Genomic DNA, 24363 nt, shown 5'->3' with positions numbered 1-24363 from the left:
TTTATTAAATTACGCCTATTAATTTGGCGATGACAATAAGGCTTTTACAGGTTTAAAGCTATATCGATACTCAGGCAGTGGGCCGTATGCTTCTAGTGCTGCTAGATGGGCTTTAGTTGGGTAGCCTTTATGCTTATCAAAGCCATACTCTGGATGCTGTTGGTGCAGTAAATCCATCTCGTTATCACGAATCACTTTGGCTAATATAGATGCCGCGGATATCTCCTCAAAAAGGCTATCGCCTTTAACTATCGCTTCGGCCTTGTACCGCCAGTTTGGTAGTCGATTGCCATCTACCCTAACAAATTCTGGTTGTACCTTTAAACCTTCAACCGCTCTTGTCATCGCAAGCATAGTGGCGTGTAAGATATTTAACTCATCAATTTCCCGAGGACTCGCTCGGCCAATGGCCCAACAAAGCGATTGCTCACAGATTTCCTCAAATAAGCTTTTACGTTTTTTCTCGCTTAGTTTTTTTGAATCGGCTAAGCCTACAATAGTATGGTCTTTAGGCAGAATAACGGCCGCTGTAACCACATCTCCTGCCAACGGTCCTCTTCCCACTTCATCTACACCAGCAACGATTAGCGTATCACTCATTAGTGTTTGCCTGTATCAAATCTAGCACCGCCAACGCTGACTGTTTGTCTGCATTTAAAGCCAACGATTGATGAAGGGTAGCAAAGGTGCTGACAATCTCTTTATTATCTGACTGCCATACGTTTAGTAAATTATCAGCTAAATTTTGAGCATTAACGTCATCTTGTAAAAATTCTGGTACCAAACGCTCATTAGCTAATATATTGGGCAAAGAAAAATAATCTTGCAAATACATACGCTGCATCATTTTATACGTTAACCAGGGCATTGTATAAGCAACAACCATTGCGCGCTTACATAACATAGCTTCAAGAGCGGCTGTTCCGGAAGCCAATAGCACAACTTCACTGGCAATCATGACATCCCTTGCTGGGTTGCGAGTCACTATGCATGCCTCTTGTATGTCTAGCTCTTCCAAAATGGATTTTATTTGTGATTCTCTATGCTCATTCACCGCTGGAATAATTGCTTGAATATCCGGGTGTTTTTTCTTGATCAAAGCAAAGCTTTGCATAAATACTGGTAGTAAAGTTTCGACCTCGCGCGCTCGCGACCCCGGTAAAATGGCAATAAACGAAGTATCTTGACTCACGCCAATTGCATCTTTTGCATCCTGTTGGTCTACTTTTAAAGGTATGGTATCTGCCATTGTGTGGCCCACAAATTTAAAAGGAACCTTGTACTTTTGATATATCTTTTCTTCGAAAGGAAAAACACCTAATACTAAATTACATGCTTTAGCAATTTTGTGTATTCGCCCTTCACGCCATGCCCAAACTGTTGGACTAACGTAATGTACGGTTGTGATGCCTGCACCTTTTAGTTGAGCTTCTACGCGCAAATTAAAATCTGGCGCATCAACACCTATAAAAATGTCAGGGGTTTTGTATAAAGTGATTAACAATGCTTTTTCTGATGTGCAAAAGACGAGGTAAATGCTTTAGTACTTCAAATAGCCCCATGACAGACAGTTCGTTCATATCGAACAAACAGTTCATGCCTACATCAGATAAGTCTTTAGAACCGATACCTTCAATAATCGCATCAGGATGAGTCTTAAGAATTTCTTTTATCATACCCAACGCAATGATCGCACCAGAAGTCTCACCAACCACTAATCCAATACGAGGTGCATGTGACATGTTTATAGCCTTTTTTTCTTTGGACGAATAAGCCGTATGCGCTATCTAGCAATGCCGCGCTGATTACTAGCTAAAAATTTTGCCATAACAACTAATTCAGGGTGATGTTTAGCGTCTTCGGTAATAACATCTACAGCTTCTTCAAAAGATAAGCCTTTACGATAAAGCGTCCGATATGCTTGTTTGACGACTTTAATGCTTTGGGCGCTAAATCCTCTGCGCTTGAGCCCTTCACTATTGATACCCTGAGGAATATGTTTACTGCCGCTGAACATAACATAAGGCGGTATGTCTCGCAGTATTACCGAGCCACCACCTGACATTGCATGAGAACCAATGTGACAAAACTGATGCACTGCCGTCATACCGCCCAGTATCACAAAATCGCCAACATGAACGTGCCCAGCTAAGGTTGCATTATTTGCTAGTATATTATCATCTCCAATCAGGCAATCATGCGCAATGTGTGTATTTACCATGCACAAATTACGGCTACCAATTTTGGTTATGCTTTGATCTTGAGTCGTTCCTCGATGCAAAGTACATGATTCTCTAAACACATTGTCATCGCCTATCTCAAGATAAGTATCCTCGCCAGCATACTTTTTATCTTGGCAATCCTCACCCACCGAGCAAAATTGGAAAAAGATATTTCGTTGTCCTATTTTAGTATTTTTACGCACAACAACATGATTTTTCAGTACGGTCCCTTCACCAATCTCAACGTTGTCCTCAACAATACAAAAGGGGCCGATCTCTACGTCATTAGCAATAATAGCTTTATCTGATACGATAGATGAAGGATGAATCATATTAAAAATCTCTCATGGCACACATGAACTCAGCAATACACACTTCTTTTCCGTCTACGCTTGCAACACCTGAAAACTTCCATATCCCACGGCGTTCCTTAATCAGTTGAACATCCATATCGAGCCTATCACCAGGGACAACTGGTGCTTTAAATCTCGCTTTATCAATTCCTGCGAATAAATATAACTTATCAGTATCAGCTTGGGTTTTAAACCCTAATAAACCTGCTAATTGCGCAAGGGCTTCTAATAACAATACACCTGGAAAAATAGGCTCGCCTGGAAAATGGCCTGTAAAACAAGGTTCATTAAACGTAATATTTTTGTAGCCTTTAATAGATTGGCCCAACTCATAGTGGGTTACGCGGTCAACAAGTAAAAATGGATAACGATGCGGCAATAATGCCATTATCTCTTTGATTTCAATGGTATTGATTGAGTTTGCCAAAATAACTCCTAGTATCAGTGGCGATTCTTATTGTATGTCTGTCTTAATGCATTGACAACTTTTCAGTGAGCTTGAGCTTTCACAGATAAAACTACCAGACAGACTTATTCTTTTCTAGGCGTCTAAGGTACTTGTTATTGGCCCTAAAACAAATCAGACCAACATATGTTGGCCTGATTATTTTACTTTTTTACCGATAATTAGCGATTAGTTCGCTTTACTTACCTGATCTAGTACTTTTTGAGTAATATCAAACTCAGGTTTTGTAAATGGCACTGCTGTAGCATTTACAACAATATCGTAGTTTTCCTGCGCAGAAATTGCGTCAATTGCTTGCTTAATCAAACCAAGCAGTTTATTGCGTTCTTCTTGCGTTCTACGTTGCATATTTTGCTGAAGTGGCGCACCTTTTTCTTGTAACTGTGCACTTACATCTTGAATTTGCTGCTGAAGCTCTTGAATCTGAGTTTCACTCATCGTGGCTTCTTCACGCTGAAGCTTTTCTAACAAGAAGTTACCGTCATTTCGTAAACGTGTTACTTCTTGAATTTGATCAGCAAATTCAGCTTGCATCTGTGTTTCGATAGCGGCAACTTGTGGAAGACCAGCAAGTACTTGTTGAACATCTACCACACCCACCTTTTGCGCTGCGTTAGCGGCACTTGCAACGGTAGCAGCTACAAATAACACAACTAGCGACATACCTTTAATAAAACTTTTCAATGTAAAACTCCTATTGTGTTTTGTTAATACAAAACAGTTTTTGATTATTATAATAATTATACCTTGCTTAGAAGGTCGATCCAATATTGAAAGTGAAGAATCTTGCATCATCACCTTCACGTTCTTTTAACACTCGTGAGAAACTAAAGACCATTGGCCCCATCGGAGAAATCCACTGCACGGATAGCCCAGCTGACGCTCTATACTGTTTCCAATCACTGTAATCAGCTAGTGCATCACTCCTGCTATCTATCTGTAAGTCTCTATAAGCATCAAAATTGAATTCTGTATCCCAGACATTACCAATGTCGTAAAACAAACTTGTTCGCACTGAGTTGTCAAAATCCTCTTCGACAAACGGCGTAGGAACAATTAGCTCAACACCACCAATCGCCATTGCATTACCACCAAGGCTTCGTTGCGATAAAAATAGTGTATCGTTTGCAGGGTTTTGTATGATTGGCACACCGCTTGGAGTGGTAAGCAAAGTACGCGGACTTCTAATCACACCTCTAGGACCTACGGTATTGTTTTCAAAACCACGCAAAGTATCAGCACCACCAGCAGTAAAGTTCTCTGTAAATGGCAAAATTTGTTCAATACCGTTTTCTGAGCCATACCCGTTACCATAACCGAAGCGAAGTCTAGCCAAAACAGACCAACGTTGACTTCTGGTTAAAGGGAAGTACCATTTATTATCTGCAACAAATTTAAAATAATTAACGTCTGAATTGGGCGTTGTAATGCTCAAAGATGCACGTTGACTTGACCCTGATGTTGGGAATAAACCACGGTTTAAAGTATTTCGAGTCCACGTAACAGACGCCAGCAAACTGTCATAATTGATAGGCGCATCTGGGTCAGTAATGTCTGAAAATTGGTTATAAAAGCGCTCAGTTTGTTCGTAATTGGTATTATCATCACTCAATTCAACATCTGAGTAAGTCAAACCGAAACTAATTCGGTTTACCTCATTTATGGGGTAGCCTATATTAGCACCAACAGACCAACGTTTACTGTTATATTGAATAACACCAAAATCACCGCCGTCAAATTCACTATAACCTAGACTGCCACCAAGGCTAATACCATCAATAGTGAAGTAAGGGTCTAAATAGGTAATTTGAGCACTTTTTTGATACGAAACAGTTGAGATATTTGCTCCAACTCGTTTACCTGTCCCCAAGAAATTGTCTTGCTGAATACCTAATTGGAGACTCAACTTAGTCGCGTCACCATAGCCGATACCCGCATTAAATGAACCAGCCGGTTGCTCGTTCATCGTAAACTCAACATCAACCTTATCTTCTTCACCCGGTATCCGTATCGTTTCAAATTCAACTTCATCTAAATAAGTAAGTCGAGACAGTTGTGCTTTGGATGTTTGTAGACTCTGGTCAGTTAACCAACTACCTTCCATCTGAACAACGTTTTGTCTTAATACATCATCAGAAGTAATAGTATTGCCGGTGAATGATATACGTCTCACATAGATACGCTTGCCAGGGTCAACTGACAAGGTTAATGAAACGGTTTTGTCTTCTTCGTTGATATCAGGAATAGTGGTAACGGTTGGATAAGCATAACCAAAACGCCCCAGATAATTAGCAATAAACTCCTCGGTATACGTGACTTCAGCCTGATTGTACAAATCACCCTCTTTCAAAGGTTGTACTTGCATAATAAAATCTTCAAAACCAAGAAGGTCGCCGCTTAATTCAACACCCGATATATTGTATTGTTCGCCCTCATCAACATTAAGAGTGACATAGATTCCATCTTTCTCAGGCGACATAGATACCTGAGTAGAATCAATCGAAAACTGCAAATATCCTCTATCTTTGTAATAACTTTCGATATTTTCCATATCGCCTGACAAAGTCTGCTGTTGATAACGGGTTTCAGATAAAAAGTCCCACCAAGGAGTATTAAACTTCAATTCCATTTGGTCAAACAACTCAGCATCCTCAAAAATGTCATTGCCAACAACGTTGATTTGTTTAATTTTGGCGGCATCGCCTTCTTCAAACTGAAGTTTTAGGTCAACACGATTACGCGGAAGAGGTGTAATAATCGCCGTTACATCAGCGTTATACTTACCAATACTATAAAAGAAATCTTTTAAACCGTTTTCAATTGATGTGATAACTGTTCTGTCGAGCGGTTCGCCGATACGAATATTAGAGTTATCTAAGCTTTCTTGAAGTTGTTCGTCTTTAATATCATCGTTACCTTCAAAAACAATGTTACTGATAGTTGGACGTTCAACTACCCTGACAACTAACACATTGCCGTCTCTGTATATCTCGACATTTTCAAAATGTGTCGACGAATATAACGAGCGAATCAATTGGGTCACCCTAAATTGGTTAAGCGCATCGCCTCGCTGAACAGGTAAATACGTCAGCGCGGCACCTAATGCGACCCTTTGCAAACCTTCTACACGAATATCTTCTACCACAAAATCATATGCAGTTTGTGAAAATGAATATGATGAGCACGCAAGTAAAACGGCTGCTAGTACTAAATTTTTACACTTCATCAACTATTTTGGTTCCAAGCTATTTCTTGTCAGCAATTTTTATTATGTATTGCGTAAGATGTCGTTAAATATGGCCGTTGCCATTACAGCAAACAACACTACACCACCAATTTTAAACCCTACTTCTTGCACAGCCTCTGACACAGGCTTGCCAGTTATCCATTCGACGGTAAAGTATAATAAATGACCACCGTCTAAGATGGGTAATGGTAAAAGATTAATGATACCAAGATTTACACTAATAAGCGCTAAAAATCCTAGAAAAGCCACATATCCATAACTTGCATGTGCTCCTGCACCTTGCGCAATAGAAATTGGCCCACTTAAACTCTTTACTGATAAATCACCTGTAAACAGTTTTCCTAACATTTCTAATGTTACTGTTATTAACCGCCAAGTATCTGCTACTCCTTCCCAAAGCGCATCCACAGGGCCTAAACGAGTCTCTACAATATAAGAAGATGGCCACGCCTCACGGTTTGTGACGACCCCTAAATATCCTTTACGACTCAAATCTGCCGTATAAGCACTATTATCAGCACTTATCTGTCTGCTGGAAAGTAATACATCAACGGTTAGTATCGTACCGTCTCTATCAATCTCTATCTCAAGTGATTGGTCAGGACGTTGTTCAATGTACTGGACTATTTGTCTCCAATTTACCTTTGGAGTTCCATCTAATTTAATTATTTCATCACCTACTTTAAGACCAGCAAGGTCTGCGGGGCCTTTTGGCTCGATATAGGCAAGTGTTTTAGTTTGCTGTGGAACAAATGGAGTGAAGCCAAGATCACCAAAAACATCACTCGAGTCAGGATCTAACATCCAACCATCTAACGTAAATGTTTTTTGAATTGTGACACCATTATCTTGTATGACTGTCACCATCATTTGGTCATCACCACTATATCTAACCATTTCAATACTGACATCTTGCCAGTTTTCTACCGGTGTATTACCCACAGCAACAATTAAATCTTTGTTTTGTAAACCAGCATTTTCTGCAAAACTTTGGGCAATAACTTCACCAACAATAGGCTTTGGGCTTTGGGTACCAATCATACCGATGGCTGTTAATGCAAAAATAGCAAAAATAAAATTAACAATTGGACCTGCAGCAACAATCGCCATTCTTTGTGATATAGGTTTTTGATCAAATGCTACATCTAGATCGTCAGTACCAATTTGATCAATTCGTCCATCAAGCATCCTGACATAACCGCCCAATGGCACCGCTGCAATAACAAACTCCATTCCACTTGATGTAATACGCTTGTATAAAGGTTTCCCAAAACCAATAGAGAAGCGTAATATTTTAACTTTACACAGTTTCGCAACGTAGTAATGCCCCCACTCATGCACCGCCACTAATATGCCTAGTGCAAAAATAAACGACACCACATTCCATAAGATACCGGTCATGATACAGCCTTGTTTCTAAAGTCGTCGACTAAATCGATAGCAAGTGAGCGGCATTGTTGATCGTATTCAACAATGTCTTCAATAGAACCAAGCGTTGGAGAGTCTATTGTTTGTAAACATGCATCATTGAGCGCATTAATTTGATTAAACAATATTTTATCTTTTAAAAAAGCATCCACCGCAATTTCATTTGCGGCATTTAAACAGGTAGTTGCTGCCTGTCCAGATTTACTTGCTTGAATCGCTAAATAAAGATTAGGAAAGCGCTGTGGACATGGTTTATCAAAGGTAAACGAGTTTAATTGCGAAAAATTGAGGGGCGCTACGCCTGAGGTAATGCGATCAGGATATGCAAGGCCATGTGCAATAGGTGTTCGCATGTCTGGATTCCCCATTTGTGCGATAACAGAGCCATCATTATATTGCACCATAGAATGAATGGTACTTTGAGGGTGAATTACAACCTCTATGTCAGACTCACTAACGCCAAATAACCACTTTGCTTCGATAAATTCTAAGCCTTTGTTCATCATTGAAGCGGAATCAACAGAGATTTTTTGTCCCATACTCCAGTTAGGATGAAGACATGCTTGTTCAGGTGTGATGCTAGCAAATTCCTCTAATGGTTTTTCAAGAAAAGGGCCACCACTGCCGGTAAGCAATAGATGGGATATGCCGCTAGACTCTTTTTGTCCATATTGATAGTTACTAGGTAAACACTGAAAAATCGCATTGTGTTCTGAGTCAATGGGAATAAGCTCACAGCTATGTTCTTTTACCGCGTCCATAAAGAGCTCACCTGACATCACCAATGCTTCTTTATTGGCTAATAAAACACGCTTTGAGCTTTTCACAGCGGCGATCGTCGGCAATAGGCCTGCAGCACCTACTATTGCCGACATAACAATATCTACATCAACATCACTACAAATATCAATAAGCGCATCCTCACCAATCAAAATTGTCGTTTGATTGTCAGGTTTTCTTTCGTCTAACATATTTTGCAAGCGTTTAGCATTAGCATCGTCAGTGACAACTGCATAGCGAGGTGAAAATTCAATAACTTGATTAGCAAGTGCAGTAAGTTGTGTTTTTCCTGACAAGGCAAATACTGAGAATTTGTCGAGGTGCTTAGATACAACATTTAACGTACTAGTCCCAATAGAACCAGTTGAGCCTAAAATACTAAGGTTTAAAGCTTGCTTACCATTCATGGATATTATGCCATCCAAACAACATAACAAAATGCAAACACAGGAAATGCAGCCGTTAGGCTATCAATTCTGTCCATCACTCCACCATGACCAGGTAAAATTTTACCACTATCTTTAATACCCGCGCAGCGTTTGAACATACTCTCGTTCAAGTCACCTAGTGCCGACACCCCAACCGTAACGCCACCTATAATTAGATGTAGCCATATTCTGGAAGGGTCAACTTGATAATGTAGGGCAGCAAAAGCAATAATCGCTAAAGATGCCATTACTCCCCCAAATAAGCCCTCAAGCGTTTTACCCGGTGAAACATTGGGACGCAGTTTATGCTTACCAAACTTCACGCCAACAAAAAACGCACCAATGTCAGCAGCCCATACAATACCCAATACATAAAATAGTAAAGACGCGCCGTAAAATGAATCTATATCGTAAAGACTAGTGCGTAGGCTCACAATCGCAACCCACGTAGGTACTAGGGTGAGCACGCCAAATGCAGCTCGGATACCTCTACTGTTTTTCCAAACACCACTGTATTTGGGATAGGCGATAATCATCCCTAAAGAGACTATCCACCAGATGACAGCGATCGTAAGAATAGTAAAGTAAACTCCATTCAACTCGCCTTGCACCCATATACTTTGTGCGTCAATCATCCAAATAATAAGTGCAAGTAATAAACCAATAAAAAGCGTGAACCAACCTTTAAATACTCGGGCCGTTATCCCTGACATGTTTGCCCATTCATATGCCCCTAGCAACATGATGCCAGCAACAACATACTTGAACCCTTCAATAGGTAAGAACAAAATAGCTACCAGTGCTAGAGGCGCTAAAATAAGTGCCGTTATAATACGTTGTTTTAACATGACTTACCCTCGACATCTTCGGTCATTATTTGGGCGCCGGTTAATCCGAATCGCCTTTGTCGGCTGGCAAAATCATTGACTGCCATATGAAATTCTTGTTCGTCAAAATCTGGCCATAAGATATCAGTAAAGTAAAACTCAGCATAGGCACACTGCCATAGCAGAAAATTACTCACTCGGTGATCGCCACCAGTGCGGATGAGCAGGTCTAGCTCTGGCAATGAAGACGTGCTTACAAATCTATCAAATAACGCTTCGTTGACATCATCTAATGCTAATTTATTATTTTGTACTTGCTCTGCTATTGCCTTACTTGCATTGACAATATCCCATCGACCACCGTAATTAGCCGCAATGTTAAGTACCATCTGAGTATTGTGAGCTGTAAGCTCTTCAGCATGTGTAATTTTTTTGCGTAAGCTTTCTTCAAAGGCTGAGATATCGCCAATAACCTTAAGGCGTATGCCATTTTTATTAAGCTTTTTAACTTCTGATTTAAGTACCATGGTAAATAACTGCATTAGCACACTGACCTCAGCTTTGGGGCGTTGCCAATTTTCACTGCTAAATGCAAATAGCGTTAAAGACTTAATACCTAACTTTCGCGCTGTTTTAACCGATGCACGAACGGCCTCAACACCGGCTTTATGGCCGAATGTTCTAAGTTTACCTCTTTGCTGAGCCCAGCGACCGTTGCCATCCATAATGATAGCAACGTGTTGAGGAATTTTGTCAGCATCAACCTTGATGGTCTGCTGCCGCTCGTTTGAATTCAAAAGCCTACACTTCCATAAGCTCTTTTTCTTTATCCGCTAGCATATTATCAACCACTTTTATAAAGTCATTGGTTAAGCTTTGAATATTCTCTTCGCCTGCACGCTTCTCATCTTCACTAATTTCTTTTTCTTTTAATAAATCTTTGAAGTCTTGGTTAGCATCCCGTCGTATGTTTCTAACCGCAACACGACCTTGCTCAGCTTCTGAACGAACAACTTTGATTAAGTCTTTTCTTCGCTCTTCTGTTAGCGGAGGTAAAGGGATACGAATAGACGCCCCAGCACTCATAGGGTTTAGACCCAAATCTGATTGCATGATCGCCTTTTCCACCGCTTGAATGGCACTTTTGTCAAATACTGAAAGTGCAAGTGTTCTGCTGTCTTCTGCAACAATATTCGCTACTTGCTTAAGTGGTGTATCAGTTCCATAGTAAGGCACCATGATGCTATCAAGAAGGCTAGGATGCGCGCGGCCTGTTCTGATTTTAGCAAGTTGACTTTTTAAGGCCGCAACACTTTTTTCCATGCGTTGTTGCGCGTCTAATTCAATTTCATCAATCATTATGATTCCTTGTATATCTGCTGGCTATACCCTACAAGTGATATATCAATGCTCAAGCAAGCCGCTTTGTTATAGTGCTATTATTATATGTTTTTTGTCGCAAATTTTAATCAGCTGACCTTACCTTTGGAGCATGATGATATATCAGCGTACCTTCTGCTTCACCTAGAACAACTGATTTTAGGCATCCTGGTTTGTTCATATTAAATACACGAATCGGGATGCTATGGTCGCGCGCTAAGGTAAACGCCGCTAAATCCATCACTTTTAATTCTTTTTCTAAGACTTCGTCATACGTCAAATGAGGTAATAATACAGCATCTGGATTGTTAACTGGGTCACTATCATATACGCCATCGACTTTCGTGGCTTTTAATACAACATCAGCTTCAATTTCAATGCCTCGTAAACAGGCTGCTGAATCGGTTGTAAAAAATGGATTCCCTGTTCCCGCTGCAAAAATCACCACTTTGCCTGATTTTAACATACTGATGGCATCAGCCCAATTATATGAATCACATACTCCATTTAATGGAATCGCTGACATCAAACGCGCGTTAACAAACGCCCTATGAAGCGCGTCGCGCATAGCTAAGCCATTCATAACAGTAGCTAACATGCCCATGTGATCGCCCACAACACGGTTCATGCCTGCTTTTGCAAGTCCTTCACCTCTGAACAAATTTCCACCACCGATAACTAAACCGACTTCAATCCCCAGCTCTACAAGCTCTTTTATCTCCTGTGCCATTCTATCGAGCACTTTTGCATCGATACCAAAATTCTCGTCTCCCATTAAGGCTTCGCCACTTAACTTAAGTAACAAACGACGGTATGCAGGCTTAGGTGTAACACTCATGATTGAAGTCTTCCTTATATTTATATTGAGGCATAAAAAAGCACCTCTTTTGAGGTGCTATATAGTGTATATTATCGCTGGCTTTTGCAAAAGAAAGAATTGCATTTAGCGATTAATATTATTGCTTGGCTGCTTCCATTTGAGCTGCAACTTCAGCGGCAAAATCTTCGGTTTTCTTTTCGATACCTTCACCTACTTCAAAACGCACGAAGTTAACAACATCAGCACCTTTACTTTTCAGCAAATCAGCTACAGTTGTTGAAGGATCTTTGATGAACGCTTGGCCAGTCAAACTAATTTCACCAGTAAACTTCTTCATTCTACCCATTACCATTTTTTCCGCTATTTCTGCAGGCTTACCTGATTGGATAGCAATTTCAACTTGGATAGATTTTTCTTTTTCAACTACTTCAGCTGGCACATCACTTGGCTTAACAAACTGTGGGCTTGCAGCAGCGACATGCATTGCAATGTCTTTCGCTAACTCTTCGTCACCGCCAGTTAATATCGCGATTACACCAATACGTCCACCGTGCACATATGCACCAAGGTTGTCACCTTCAACATTAATAACACGTCTTGGAGAGATGTTTTCGCCAATTTTGCTAACTAAGTTTTCGCGAACAGTTGATACTGCTTCGCCATTTAATTCAGCTGCGTTTAGTGCATCAATGTCATTCAGACCTTGTTCAGATGCAAGTGCCAATACGCTGTTACCAAAGCTTAAGAAACCTTCATCACGTGCGACAAAATCAGTTTCGCAGTTAATTTCTATCATCGTTGCTTTATTACCAGCAACTTTCGTTAGAATTACACCTTCAGCTGCAATACGGCCTGCTTTTTTAGCGGCTTTCGCTTGACCAGACTTACGCATATTTTCAATGGCTAATTCAATATCACCATCAGTTTCTACTAAGGCTTTCTTACAATCTAACATGCCCGCGCCTGTGCGCTCACGTAATTCTTTTACCAGTGCTGCTGTCACTGCCATCTTCGTATCCTCAATTTAAAGATTAAAAATAGTTTTGGGCTACCTTTAATACTTATTAGTATAATATTCGTTAATATTTTTGTTGAAAAAAGGAGACTAATGTCTCCTTTAATAAAACGTGTTGCTTGACTACTTACTCGCCGTCTACAACGAACTCGTCTGCTGCAGCAGGTGCATCTTGATTGCGACCTTGCATAATTGAATCTGCAGCTGCGTTTGTGTAAAGCTGAATAGCTCTGATCGCATCATCATTACCTGGGATAATATAATCGACGCCGTCAGGATTTGAGTTTGTATCTACTACACCAACAACAGGGATGCCCAAGTTGCGCGCTTCTGTGATTGCAATGTGCTCATGATCTGCATCGATAACAAAAATGACATCTGGCAAGCCGCCCATGTCTTTAATACCGCCAAGGCTGTTTTCAAGTTTTGTCATTTCACGTTGTAATAACAACACTTCTTTTTTAGTAAGTTTGTCAAAAGTACCATCTGCGCTTTGCGCTTCTAGTTCTTTTAAACGGTTAATTGATTGACGTACTGTTTTCCAGTTAGTCAACATTCCACCTAACCAACGTTTATTGACGTAGTACTGACCACATTTTAATGCAGCTTCTTTAACAGCTTCACCAGCTGCACGTTTTGTACCTACAAATAATACTTTGCCTTTGCGAGCAGAAACGCTGCCTAAAAAGCTAAGTGCTTCGTTGAATAAAGGAACCGTTTTTTCTAGGTTGATGATATGAACTTTGTTACGTGCGCCAAAAATGAATTGAGCCATTTTTGGGTTCCAGTAGCGAGTTTGGTGACCAAAGTGAACACCGGCGTGAAGCATGTCACGCATTGATACGTTTGCCATGTTAATAATTTCCAAATTTTGGGGGTTAAGCCTCCACATTCCCCTATTTCCGATCTACCTAGGCAGACACCCCGAAAACAGTGACGAAATGTGTGTGAATTTTAAAATATTCACTGCTCGATAAAACAAAAAATGTTGTCAATCGAAAACAGCGCGCGCTTTATACCATAGCCAAGCTGGCTAGGCAAGAAAATTAAGCATTTAATATGGGTTTTAAGCTTATGCGCTTTGCAGACTGGTTCTGACTTCTTGCATCAAATTGAGCAACTTAGACTTAACGCCATGATTGCTAAACAAACTAGACAACGCGGTAAGGTCAGCTTGGGCTAATTGTTTTTCAAAATGATAAAACGATAGCAAACCAATGTCGTCAAATGCGAATGATTGACATTGGAGCGCCTCTAAATAATCGTCGTAAACGATAGTTTCTGCTAAACGACACGCTGCATAACACAGCAAGCATTCCTGTTTCAGCTTGTCGTCTACTTCAAGATCCATTAATGAATCGGTAAATGGAGCCAAATTTAACGCAATACCGTCAGCTATTTCTCGCGGTAAATTCCATCTTTGCGCCAGCATTTTACCTACGTATGCTGGGCTTACGCCGATTAAGGTTTGTATTTTAGTTAATCGACTTAGGGTTGAATGTTCGCCTAAATAATAATCGGCAAAATTACCATCATCACCTGAAAATAACATCGTAATGTCGCCCAAGTAACTCAACTGGCAACGCGTAGAAAGCTCTGCAACGTTATCAAACCTTAGTTCTTTGGCAAATAAAGCGGCTATAGATGATGCAATAAAACTGGCTGACCAAATTTTCTGATAAGCCTTTTGTTGCTCTTCATTTTCAAAAGATACACTCTCTTGCAAGGCAAAATGGGTCGCGATGTTTTTAACTTGTAAAACCCCGAGATAAACCACGGCATGGTTCACGTTTGTAATTGGTTTTGACAATCCAAATAATGGCGAATTTGCAACGTTAATAACTTTTGCAACTAACTCAGGGTCAGTTTTTATAAGGTTATACAGCTTTTTGGTATCTGTTATATTGGTTGTTAATGCTGCTAACAATGGATGAGGTTTGCGCAATGTTTGGAAATGCTTTTTTATAAGCGACAGCGTTTCTTCATCAGCCTCATTTACTAAGGTGAATGATAGAAAGTCTTCTGTCGGCACTTCTCGTGGTTCAATTTTTTTAGGCGATTCTTGGACTGTGTTATCTTGCGAATCCTGTGACTCAACGTTAGGCGCATTTTTGAGTGCTTCTTTCATTCTAAGCTTATCAGCTGCCGTTCTTGCCGCTGCATTAGCTTGAGCTTGTGCCAAACGAGCCCTTTTTGCCTTTATTATCAGCCATACAAAGCCAAGTGCTATTAGCAAAATCACTAGTAAAATTATAAAGTCAGCTCTCACGTTTTGTACCTTTTCACCCTAGTTCGCCGTAAATATACCCTTACCACTATAAAAACAGGTATGCACACTCATACTTATTGTAGTTAAGAATAATCAAAATTCATTAAAGCTTTTAAAACAATCATTTTGCACAAGGATTTATTACTGATGAACATACTAACTAGCCAGTAAAAACCTTTGAGAGTATAGATTGCATTAAGCCTTGTGATATACTTATCGGCAGCTTCACGAAATTCATTTGTGTGATATATATCATTGACTTAACTTTTACATGCAAATCGGATGTTTCGTTAAATATTTAAAGATGACAAAAAATTAAGAGGTAGAAGATATTGGCTGTTACGATTAAAACACCTGATGAAATTGAAAAAATGCGTGTTGCCGGTAAATTGGCATCCGAAGTATTGTTGATGATAGGTCAACACGTCAAAAAAGGTGTAACAACTGATCATCTTAATCAGTTATGTCATGACTACATTGTTGACGTGCAAGGCGGAATTCCTGCGCCGCTTAATTACGGAAGACCACCTTTTCCAAAATCTATTTGTACATCTGTCAATCACGTGATTTGCCATGGTATTCCTGGCGACAAAAAACTAAAAGATGGTGACATTGTTAACATCGACGTAACCGTAATAAAAGATGGCTACCACGGCGATACATCCAAAATGTTTGTTGTAGGCAAACCTAGTATATTGGCTGAGCGCCTTATTCGTATAACCCAAGAATGTCTGTATAAAGGCATTGAACTTGTCAAACCTGGCGCAAGGTTAGGGGATATAGGCCATGTGATTGAAACACACGCCCACAAACACAATTATTCGGTAGTACAAGAATATTGCGGACATGGCATTGGTGCAGTTTTTCACGAAGACCCTCAAGTTGTTCACTATGGATTACCTAATACAGGTGAAACACTCGTGGCCGGTATGTGCTTTACCATTGAGCCAATGATTAATGCAGGCAAACGCTACTCAAAGATTCTGCCTGACCAATGGACGGTTGTAACGAAAGACCGCAGCCTAAGTGCACAATGGGAGCATACTCTTTTGGTCACTGAAACCGGAGTAGAAGTATTAACTCATCGCGATGAAGAAGATTTGCCAAGAATCATCAATCATTAGCCAATAAATCACGAAAGCGCGTATTTTGTCGCAGGATCCAACAAAGGAGAGTACGTGACTTCAAACTTAGATTTAATCATCGAGCAGATGAACGACATCGCTAACTTAAATGATATTGCATCGTTTAAACGCAGCGTTGCCGCGTCATCAACTTGGTTAGCTTCTCATTTTAACCAAGTACATGTAGATGAGCTTGTCACAGAACGCTCGCGCTTTACCGATGCTCTGTTGTGTAGGGCCTTAGCAACTAGAATCACTTGATACAATTAAAAACTTAAGCCTTGTGGCTGTGGGCGGCTATGGGCGCGGTCAAATGCAGCCATACTCTGATATTGATTTATTGATTTTAAGTGACAAAAAGCTTAGCCCTAAAGTGCAAGAGAAAATATCAAGATTCATTACATTCCTATGGGATGTCAAACTTGAGATTGGCCAAGCTGTTAGAACAATTTCTGAGACCTTATCGTTGGTCAAAGATGACATTACTATTGCCACCAACTTGGTCGAAGCCCGTCTTCTGTGTGGCTCTCAAACTACCTTTGATAAATTAATGGATAAAGTTGCTCATCCAAAAGTTTGGTCAAGCAAAGACTTCTTTTTGGCAAAATTGGACGAGCAGCAAAGCCGTCACCATAAGTTCAATGATACTTCATACAACCTTGAGCCTAACATTAAAGAAAATCCAGGGTGTTTGCGTGATATCCAAAACATTGGATGGGTGGCTAAAAAGCATTTCCAAGAATATGACGGTTTAACACTAATTGGGCATGGCTACTTCACTGAACTTGAGCATGCTGAGCTTATTGAGTGTCGGTCAAACTTATGGCAAATCAGATTTGCGCTCCATCTTGTTGCTCAGCGTAGCGAAAACCGTTTACTTTTTGATTATCAGCCTGATGTTGCAAGAATGCTGGGTTTTGGTGACGGAAAACCGGGCGTTGAGAAAATGATGAAACACTTGTTTCGTATTGTCCGCAGAGTCAGCGAGCTTAACAGTATGTTGATGCTTCGTTTTAGACAAGACATACTAAACGAAAAAATTAAATCGCAGATAGTTCTCAACGAAAATTTTTGCGTACGAGACGGATATATTTCTCCTCGCAAGGAAAACAGTTTTGCATCACCGTTAGATATTTTACGCTTTTTAGATCTTATCTCGCAAAACACACAAGTCAAAGCATTGGACGCTGATTGTATAAGACAATTACGAAACGCACGAAGAGAGTTTCAATCTGCATACTACCGACAGATACCTGAATGCAGGACGTACTTTGTAGCCTTGGTATCAAAACCTGAGTTTTTTGATTTAGCATGGGATGTGATGCATCGACATGGAATTTTACAGTCTTATTTACCTGAGTGGGACAAGATTGTTGGGATGATGCAGTTTGATTTATTTCACGCCTACACAGTTGATGAGCACACTCACCGACTGGTCAAACACGTCAGGCGCTACTTTACTCAAACTAAGGAGTTTCCGCGTTCATCTCGTATTGTTACAAATCTAGTTAAACCTGAGCTTTTATTCATCGCGGCCATCTTTCATGATATCGCTAAAGGCAGAAACGGCGATCATTCAATATTAGGTGAAAAAGATGTCGCAGATTTTTGCGAAGACCATGGTATTCCTGCACAAGATGCGTCTACCATTGCATGGCTGGTTAGGCATCATTTATTGATGTCGGTAGTTGCGCAAAGAAGAGATATTTATGATCCTGAAGTAATCAAAGAGTTTGCGTCTACCGTTAAAACCCAACAGCATCTTGATTTGCTATATGCACTGACCTTAGCCGATATAAGAGCCACCAATCATAGTTTATGGAATGACTGGAAGGCATCCTTGCTACGTGAGTTATATCTATTAACGCAAAAAGCGCTAGATAATGGTTTGCAATGCCAAATGACCTTGAACGAACGTATTAGTGACTATAAATCAAAAGCACAAGAGATGCTCAATGAGCGAGGTATTGTATTTCCTACCTATAGTGAGTTTTGGGACAGTATGAATGCAGATTATTTTGCGCGTTTCTCTCCCAAGCAAATTGCATGGCATACGCAAACAATTATTGAAGCAGGTGAACTAAAAGACTCACAAATACTAGTTTCTGCATCCAATGAAACATCAAAAGCTGGGACAGAGTTGTTGATTTATTGTTTGGACCGTCCAGCCCTTTTTGCGCAAATCGCTTCGGTATTAGATAGCAGAAAATGCTCTATTCATGATGCGCAAATTGCAATAACATCGCAAGGCTTAGTATTTGACAGCATGATTATTTTAGATCATGAAAGTAAACGAATAGAAGATGAAACCAGAATCAAAAACTTAGTGAATGCTGTACATACACAGCTGACAAAAACTGGTCGTTCACATGCGAATTCTCGAAAAATGTCAAGACGCATGAAGCAACTGGATGTGCCGACGAAAGTAAGGTTTTATTCAAGCCAATCAGACTCAACGCTTATCGAGCTTGAAGCGCTCGATGCCCCTGGACTGTTGGCTCGTATAGGACATCTCTTCGTTGATTTAGAGTTAACCCTGAAAATGGCTAAAATTGCCACTATTGGTGAGCGTGCAGAGGATGTTTTTATTGTGTGTAACAACGAAGGCAAAGCCCTAACGCAAGAGCAGCAAGTGCACATACGTAAACAAATTAAATTAAAAATAGACCAACCGGAAGTGAATACCGCAATATGAGCAATTTACAAAAACTATCGCAAATTATAGAAAACGCCTTTGATACTCGTGACACTTACACTGCAGCAACAGCACCAAGCGAAATACATGAAGCTGTAAATCAAGCGCTCGCGTTGTTAAACAATGGAGAAGCAAGGGTTGCTGAAAAAATAAATGGCCAATGGCAGGTAAATCAATGGTTAAAGAAAGCCGTCCTGTTATTTTTTAAACTAAATGACAATGTCTTAATAAATGGCGCTGAATCTACGTTTTACGACAAAGTCCCTTTAAAATTTGATGGTTATACGCAAGCACGATTTGCAAAAGAAGGCATGCGAATTGTTCCACCGGCAGCGGTAAGAACAGGTAGTTTTATTGGTAAGAATGTAGTTGTCATGCCTTCATACGTAAATATTGGCGCTTATGTAGATGAAGGCACGATGGTAGATACATGGGCAACAGTTGGTTCATGCGCTCAAATAGGAAAGAATGTTCACCTTTCTGGCGGCGTGGGCATCGGGGGCGTACTTGAACCTTTGCAAGCAAACCCTACCATTATTGAAGATAATTGTTTTATCGGGGCGCGCTCTGAAATTGTCGAAGGTGTCATTGTGGAAGAAGGTGCAGTGATCTCAATGGGAGTATACATTGGGCAAAGCACTCGAATATATGACAGAGAGACAGGCGAAGTTCATTACGGGAGAGTGCCAGCAGGCGCAGTAGTTGTGCTCAGGTAACTTACCTAGTAAAGATGGCAAATATAACTTGTATGCCGCTATTATTGTAAAACGCGTAGATGCCAAAACAAAAGCAAAAGTGGGTATAAATGAAATTTTAAGAAGTGCCCAATAAAGCGTATCTCTCTCATGGATAAGCAAAATAACAACACATTTAAAAATGAGGTAAACGTACGCATCCGCGTGCGTTATGCCGAATGTGATGCGCAACAAGTTGTATTTAATGCAAGATATGCTGATTATGCAGATATTGGTGCTACTGAGTATATTCGAGCACTAATAGGAGATCACCAACATTTGCTTGACCAAGGATTTGATAATCAAGTTATTAGTTTACACATTGATTGGCAAGCATCTGCTAAGTTTGATGAGGTGTTAAACTTAAATGTCAGTACTTCTCATATTGGAAACACATCCTTTACCTTAAAGACTACCTGTAGCCGACTTAAGCCCGATGGAGAGTTGGAGCCCATAGCAAGTATCACAACAAGTTATGTAGTAGTTGATAGCAAAACCTACACTAAAGCCCCGATTCCAACGCTATTACATGAAAATTTTGCTCGTGAATTCGATATTACGGTCAATCAGGCTGGCTAATAGCTAATGACTAGTAATGCTATTACTCACCAAGAAGTTTTCTAGCGATGCTTTTTACCCATGGTACTACTTCTTCTTCTGGCGCTAGGGTCTCTATCGCGTCTACCTCAAACATATCAGCAACCGCGTTACCTTGAAGTTGTGTCAATAATTCAAAAAACTGCTTGCCACCGCCACAGTAGCTGTCACCGTAGCTAGAATCACCTAAGGCCGCAACTGCAAATGGCTTTTGGTTCATCATTGGAAATTGGTCATTTAAATCACTAAAGAAAAGTTCTAAGTTAGGAGGAATATCACCTTGACCTGTGGTCGAGCTAATCACTAATACAGCGTCTGCACTTTCAAAATCAGATAGCTCAGGATCACTGAACACTTCACTGTCGATACCTTCACTTGCAAGCATTGTTTCTACTTCTTCTGCAACGTGCTGTGCATTGCCATATACTGAGCCAGCAAAGATACTAATACTACTCATAACATTCCTCTTTTAATCAACGCGATTTTGCTTATCTTCAATATTGAGACAAGTCTGCTAATTTCAATCTTTTATACACTAAATTTATGGTAAAAGTTTTATTCTTAAGTGCCTGTGGCATCAATCATGGACCAAGCATACTGTAAGTCGCTATCGACCTGTGTAGATAGCTCAACTATATGATTTTTAATTGGATGCACGAAGGATATCCCAGTGGCGACCAAGGCAAGTCGGTTCACCTGCAGATGTTCTTGGGCATATCTATTTTGTCGACCATCTCCGTGGCTGGTATCGCCTATTATTGGATGCCTTATGTGGGCCATATGTCGACGCAGTTGGTGTTTACGGCCTGTTTTTGGTAATAATTTTACAATGCTAAAACGACCCGACTTATACCGGCCAACAGGATAAGGAAGTTCTGCGCTTGCAACATGAACCACTTCTGTAACCGCACTTTGAGCAAGCTTGTCGTTTGATGCAAGCTGGTCTGTCATTTTGTCGTGTTTTTCTTTGAGGGCATAGTCTATCAATTGATCGTCAAGATACCCTCTTACTAAGGCATGATATGTTTTATTGACCGTTTTTAATTCAAAGCTTTTTGTCAAAGCACGTGCCGCATCTTTGTTGAGTGCCAAAACAATAATCCCCGATGTAGGCTTGTCCAATCGATGAACAGGATAAACCCTTTTGTTAATTTGATCACGAAGCGTCTGTAACAAAAATTGGGTCTCGTATTTATCAATTGCACTACGATGCACAAGTAAACCTGAAGGCTTATGAACAGCAATGTAATCGTCATCTTGGTACAAGACCTGTAAAGTCATAAATTTATCTACTAAAAAGTGGGTTTATGGTGGGTTCAACGCTACAATTACAAGTAGTCTATCAAATACTAATCACATACACATAAAGGATTTAGGTTTTACTAGAATGAACGCAGAAAAAGGCATTAATACGCTGAGTGAATTTTTACTCCAAGCACATACTCAATATACTGTGTTTGATCTTGGCAGAGGCATCAGGCCCATCAGTAATCAGTTGTTCTTTGAATGTGAAAATCAACAAGTCCCATGTTCATACCCCCGTCAGTCTCACGCTTGGTTTTGCATTGCATTTTGGAATGAAAAACTCAGCCGTGAGCACTACATTTGGTATATAAAGCTACCGGTAGACGAAAAAGGTTTGCTTGTACAGGCATCTCGAAATCAGTTTTTAGAAATTGTTGTCACCGCCCTTGGCAATCAGCTCCAGCATACGACAAACGAAAATGCGCAACTTCCTGAAAACCCATATGTATTTCAACCAAGTCAACAGCAAATGGCTGATTGTAATGCACACATCAAAAAGGCAGTAGGACTAAGTGGTAGCGATTTAAGTCGCGTCATAGCATATATGAATGCACCTGCTATCAGTGAGTGGCAAAACTTAAGCCTTCAAGAGATATCGGATTATGTAATTACTCAAACCGATTCCCAAGATACAATAACACAACACTTTGAGCTCTATCCTACACAAGTTCTTAACTGTGTATTATCTAGCTTAGAGTCATGTGCGCTTATGTCAGACTTAAATGAAAAAATAATTGATGTGCATAAAAGCTAAGGCTTTTTCGACACTAAGTCCTTTATTACTTCGATCGCTTAGCGGAAAAATATCGCCAAGTAGCAAAGCATATATACAAGCACTAATTAATAGTGATAATCAGATAGATATTGAGACAGCGGTTGTCATTACAGGTAGGTTTTGGCCACTTCTATTGTCAAACCATAGTCTTTTGGCACTTATGAACAAAGTGGCATTAATTGACGATAAATTCGAACTCTTTAGAGGTTTATATGCAGACTTGGTTAAAATACCGATCATGAGAGACCATATGTTGTCTTTTATACGAACAACCCAAAGGACTGAAACGCTCGCAAAAGCGATTGGAAGCTTGTTTCAAAACACATAGCGTATAAGCAATTCCCTCAACAAAGGTAAAATACTGTGGATTTAGCAAGTCTTGTACTAATACTGATTATTATCATGCTGGCAATTCAATTCTGGCGCTTAAGAGGAATTGCTGAATATGCAGTAGCGCAAGCTCGCGCGCATTGCGCTAAAAATCAACTGCAATATATTACATTGGCACGACAATCAACGCGTTTTAAAGCTCATAGAGGAAAGTTTGATTGGTATCTTCAGTATACCTTAGAATTTAGCAGTGACGGCGAAACGGCCTACAGTGGCACGCTTACATGTCACGGTAAACATTTAATCGGAATAGATTTACCCGCTTATAGAATATAAAGAAACAAATAAAAATGGCAGGTCATAAAGACCTGCCAAAAAAGAATTTTGAAATCCATCTCAGCGTTCCATTGCTACTACAACATCCAAGTAAAATCCATTACACCCCTTTCCTTTTTACTCCCACTCAATCCTAAGCAGGCAACACATCCTGTGCAGGTCCCTTTCCTTTGTTCCTTGACCAAGTATTCCATATTGACTTGGTAATCCTCATCCTTAAGGCTTATCCTCATACATCCTTGCAGTCTTTCCTAGACTAAATTCCATTGTGAGCCTTCCATGAGCTCGCTTCCATGACCATGTCGATCTAGCTCTTCCTGTGCATCGAATCAACACGTATAGAATACAATGTGCCCCAAGCTAAAAGTTAACTTTTTTTAATGAAAGTACGAATTTACCAATAGAAAGGAAAAGAGAAAAACTATAAACAATTGAATTTATTAGATTTATGGTATTTTAAAATAAAAAACAAGACATACATTTACGCTATCACCATACACAAATGTACGAAATCTCTTACACAGTGCATAGCGATACCAAGCATCTTTATTTTGGACGGAACATCACCTTACCGGAAATACTTCCCACTTTGATTTCTTCTATTAATTCAAAATCACCATCGTGGAAAAAAGACAAACATTTAGGCAGTGTAACGAGCACTCCTATTCCCTCAGAAGTAGGATCTTCTATAAGCATACCTAAAATAGCGCTCATCAAAATGTGCCCTAATCCAATATCTTGATGATCAGGGTGGACCCCAATAAGCGAGAGCATGTGATAATTCTCAGCTGGAATTTTTTCTCTCACCTTTTCCTCTTTAGCTATCATTTGCTTGGTGCCAAAATATCCTGCAGTAAGTAACATTTTTAAACGCCAGTGCCAAAATTTACCTGCGCCAAAGGCAGTTTCCGGCTTCGTCAAACAGCTAACCGCTAATAATCGTTCATTTTCATATAAGCCAATAAGTGATTGATCAGAATCGTAATACGTATTTATTTCTTCTCGGATTGCACTGCGTAGCCTGGCTTCATAACCCTCTTTGTTAGCATCAAATATGTCAACAAATAAAGGATCGTCAAAATAAGCATTATACAAGATTGAACCGGCTACCTTTAAGTCGTCAGCGCCTAAATATGCAGCCGTTACATTTTGAATTTGTGGTTGGTATTCTACTGATGGCATATAATCCCTTGAAAAATAAAGCCCTGATTTATCTGGAGGTATTTATTTTT

The 24363-nt window shown here is 40.0% G+C and carries 22 protein-coding genes and 3 pseudogenes; 7 read left to right on the top strand and 18 right to left on the bottom strand.

Annotated elements, in window-relative coordinates:
• Positions 1 to 18: 18 nt before the first annotated feature.
• The 15 genes and pseudogenes from rnhB to ACZ1G6_RS04270 form a co-directional block, all read right to left on the bottom strand.
• On the bottom strand, positions 19 to 600 hold the full coding sequence (gene rnhB / locus ACZ1G6_RS04340) for a ribonuclease HII (protein ID WP_472618224.1): 582 nt from the start codon (positions 598 to 600) through the stop codon (positions 19 to 21).
• A pseudogene (gene lpxB / locus ACZ1G6_RS04335) lies at positions 593 to 1742 on the bottom strand (lipid-A-disaccharide synthase). The gene rnhB and the pseudogene lpxB overlap by 8 nt, the downstream one beginning before the upstream one ends.
• A 41-nt stretch (positions 1743 to 1783) precedes the next feature.
• Positions 1784 to 2554 carry an acyl-ACP--UDP-N-acetylglucosamine O-acyltransferase gene (lpxA, locus tag ACZ1G6_RS04330; protein ID WP_472618223.1) on the bottom strand — a complete coding sequence of 257 codons (771 nt, stop codon included), beginning with the start codon at positions 2552 to 2554 and terminating at the stop codon, positions 1784 to 1786.
• A 1-nt stretch (position 2555) separates the two neighbouring features.
• A complete protein-coding gene (fabZ, locus tag ACZ1G6_RS04325; RefSeq protein ID WP_472618222.1) occupies positions 2556 to 3002 on the bottom strand; it encodes a 3-hydroxyacyl-ACP dehydratase FabZ in 447 nt (148 codons plus the stop codon).
• A 207-nt stretch (positions 3003 to 3209) separates the two neighbouring features.
• Positions 3210 to 3725: an OmpH/Skp family outer membrane protein gene (locus ACZ1G6_RS04320; protein WP_472618221.1), complete on the bottom strand. Its 516-nt coding sequence runs from the start codon at positions 3723 to 3725 to the stop codon at positions 3210 to 3212.
• Between the two features lie 67 nt (positions 3726 to 3792).
• Positions 3793 to 6267: an outer membrane protein assembly factor BamA gene (gene bamA, locus ACZ1G6_RS04315; protein WP_472618220.1), complete on the bottom strand. Its 2475-nt coding sequence runs from the start codon at positions 6265 to 6267 to the stop codon at positions 3793 to 3795.
• A gap of 42 nt (positions 6268 to 6309) precedes the next feature.
• On the bottom strand, positions 6310 to 7689 hold the full coding sequence (gene rseP, locus ACZ1G6_RS04310; protein WP_472618219.1) for an RIP metalloprotease RseP: 1380 nt from the start codon (positions 7687 to 7689) through the stop codon (positions 6310 to 6312).
• Positions 7686 to 8903, bottom strand: a complete 1218-nt coding sequence (gene ispC, locus ACZ1G6_RS04305; RefSeq protein ID WP_472618218.1) for a 1-deoxy-D-xylulose-5-phosphate reductoisomerase — start codon at positions 8901 to 8903, stop codon at positions 7686 to 7688. Before ispC ends, rseP begins: the two co-directional genes overlap by 4 nt.
• Positions 8904 to 8908: 5 nt before the next feature.
• Positions 8909 to 9772 carry a phosphatidate cytidylyltransferase gene (locus ACZ1G6_RS04300; RefSeq protein WP_472618217.1) on the bottom strand — a complete coding sequence of 288 codons (864 nt, stop codon included), beginning with the start codon at positions 9770 to 9772 and terminating at the stop codon, positions 8909 to 8911.
• Entirely contained in the window at positions 9766 to 10548 is a 783-nt protein-coding gene (gene uppS / locus ACZ1G6_RS04295) for a polyprenyl diphosphate synthase (RefSeq protein ID WP_472618216.1), read from the bottom strand. Before uppS ends, ACZ1G6_RS04300 begins: the two co-directional genes overlap by 7 nt.
• Positions 10549 to 10552: 4 nt before the next feature.
• A complete protein-coding gene (gene frr, locus ACZ1G6_RS04290; protein ID WP_472618215.1) occupies positions 10553 to 11110 on the bottom strand; it encodes a ribosome recycling factor in 558 nt (185 codons plus the stop codon).
• Positions 11111 to 11216: 106 nt separating this feature from the next.
• Entirely contained in the window at positions 11217 to 11969 is a 753-nt protein-coding gene (gene pyrH / locus ACZ1G6_RS04285) for a UMP kinase (RefSeq protein WP_472618214.1), read from the bottom strand.
• A gap of 118 nt (positions 11970 to 12087) precedes the next feature.
• The gene (gene tsf / locus ACZ1G6_RS04280; RefSeq protein ID WP_472618213.1) at positions 12088 to 12960 is read right to left on the bottom strand and encodes a translation elongation factor Ts; all 873 of its coding nucleotides are present in this window, start codon (positions 12958 to 12960) and stop codon (positions 12088 to 12090) included.
• Positions 12961 to 13093: 133 nt separating this feature from the next.
• Positions 13094 to 13819, bottom strand: coding sequence for a 30S ribosomal protein S2 (gene rpsB, locus ACZ1G6_RS04275; RefSeq protein ID WP_472618212.1), 726 nt, complete (start codon positions 13817 to 13819; stop codon positions 13094 to 13096).
• Between the two features lie 219 nt (positions 13820 to 14038).
• Positions 14039 to 15235, bottom strand: coding sequence for an HDOD domain-containing protein (locus ACZ1G6_RS04270; RefSeq protein WP_472618211.1), 1197 nt, complete (start codon positions 15233 to 15235; stop codon positions 14039 to 14041).
• Between the two features lie 332 nt (positions 15236 to 15567).
• Here ACZ1G6_RS04270 and map point away from each other — a divergent pair, with 332 nt between their 5' ends.
• The 4 genes and pseudogenes from map to ACZ1G6_RS04250 all read left to right on the top strand — a co-directional run bounded on the left by map (position 15568) and on the right by ACZ1G6_RS04250 (position 20367).
• Entirely contained in the window at positions 15568 to 16359 is a 792-nt protein-coding gene (gene map / locus ACZ1G6_RS04265; protein ID WP_472618210.1) for a type I methionyl aminopeptidase, read from the top strand.
• Positions 16360 to 16446: 87 nt separating this feature from the next.
• Positions 16447 to 19054, top strand: a pseudogene (glnD, locus tag ACZ1G6_RS04260) ([protein-PII] uridylyltransferase).
• Positions 19051 to 19885 (top strand): annotated as a pseudogene (gene dapD / locus ACZ1G6_RS04255) (2,3,4,5-tetrahydropyridine-2,6-dicarboxylate N-succinyltransferase). The pseudogenes glnD and dapD overlap by 4 nt, the downstream one beginning before the upstream one ends.
• 14 nt (positions 19886 to 19899) lie before the next feature.
• Complete coding sequence (locus ACZ1G6_RS04250) at positions 19900 to 20367, top strand: acyl-CoA thioesterase (protein ID WP_472618209.1); 468 nt, start codon at positions 19900 to 19902, stop codon at positions 20365 to 20367.
• 22 nt (positions 20368 to 20389) lie between these two features.
• Here ACZ1G6_RS04250 and ACZ1G6_RS04245 read toward each other — a convergent pair whose 3' ends face one another.
• Both ACZ1G6_RS04245 and ACZ1G6_RS04240 read right to left on the bottom strand, forming a co-directional pair.
• Positions 20390 to 20842 carry a flavodoxin gene (locus ACZ1G6_RS04245; protein WP_472618208.1) on the bottom strand — a complete coding sequence of 151 codons (453 nt, stop codon included), beginning with the start codon at positions 20840 to 20842 and terminating at the stop codon, positions 20390 to 20392.
• A gap of 104 nt (positions 20843 to 20946) precedes the next feature.
• Positions 20947 to 21666: a pseudouridine synthase gene (locus ACZ1G6_RS04240; protein WP_472618207.1), complete on the bottom strand. Its 720-nt coding sequence runs from the start codon at positions 21664 to 21666 to the stop codon at positions 20947 to 20949.
• A gap of 106 nt (positions 21667 to 21772) precedes the next feature.
• On the opposite strand from ACZ1G6_RS04240, the gene ACZ1G6_RS04235 reads away from it, so the two are divergent.
• Genes ACZ1G6_RS04235 through ACZ1G6_RS04225 form a run of 3 tightly spaced genes read left to right on the top strand, consistent with a single transcriptional unit; the run spans position 21773 to position 23131 of the window.
• A complete protein-coding gene (locus tag ACZ1G6_RS04235) occupies positions 21773 to 22444 on the top strand; it encodes a DUF3549 family protein (RefSeq protein WP_472618206.1) in 672 nt (223 codons plus the stop codon).
• Complete coding sequence (locus ACZ1G6_RS04230; protein ID WP_472618205.1) at positions 22428 to 22793, top strand: DUF3549 family protein; 366 nt, start codon at positions 22428 to 22430, stop codon at positions 22791 to 22793. Before ACZ1G6_RS04235 ends, ACZ1G6_RS04230 begins: the two co-directional genes overlap by 17 nt.
• 35 nt (positions 22794 to 22828) lie before the next feature.
• Positions 22829 to 23131, top strand: coding sequence for a DUF3301 domain-containing protein (locus tag ACZ1G6_RS04225; RefSeq protein WP_472618204.1), 303 nt, complete (start codon positions 22829 to 22831; stop codon positions 23129 to 23131).
• Between the two features lie 546 nt (positions 23132 to 23677).
• Here ACZ1G6_RS04225 and ACZ1G6_RS04220 read toward each other — a convergent pair.
• Positions 23678 to 24313, bottom strand: a complete 636-nt coding sequence (locus ACZ1G6_RS04220; protein WP_472618203.1) for a GNAT family N-acetyltransferase — start codon at positions 24311 to 24313, stop codon at positions 23678 to 23680.
• Positions 24314 to 24363 lie beyond the last annotated feature (50 nt).

This window comes from Glaciecola sp. HA4-3, from assembly GCF_055693685.1.
The sequence above is the reverse complement of the archived record's forward strand: the minus strand, read 5'-3'. Positions and strand labels throughout refer to the sequence as shown.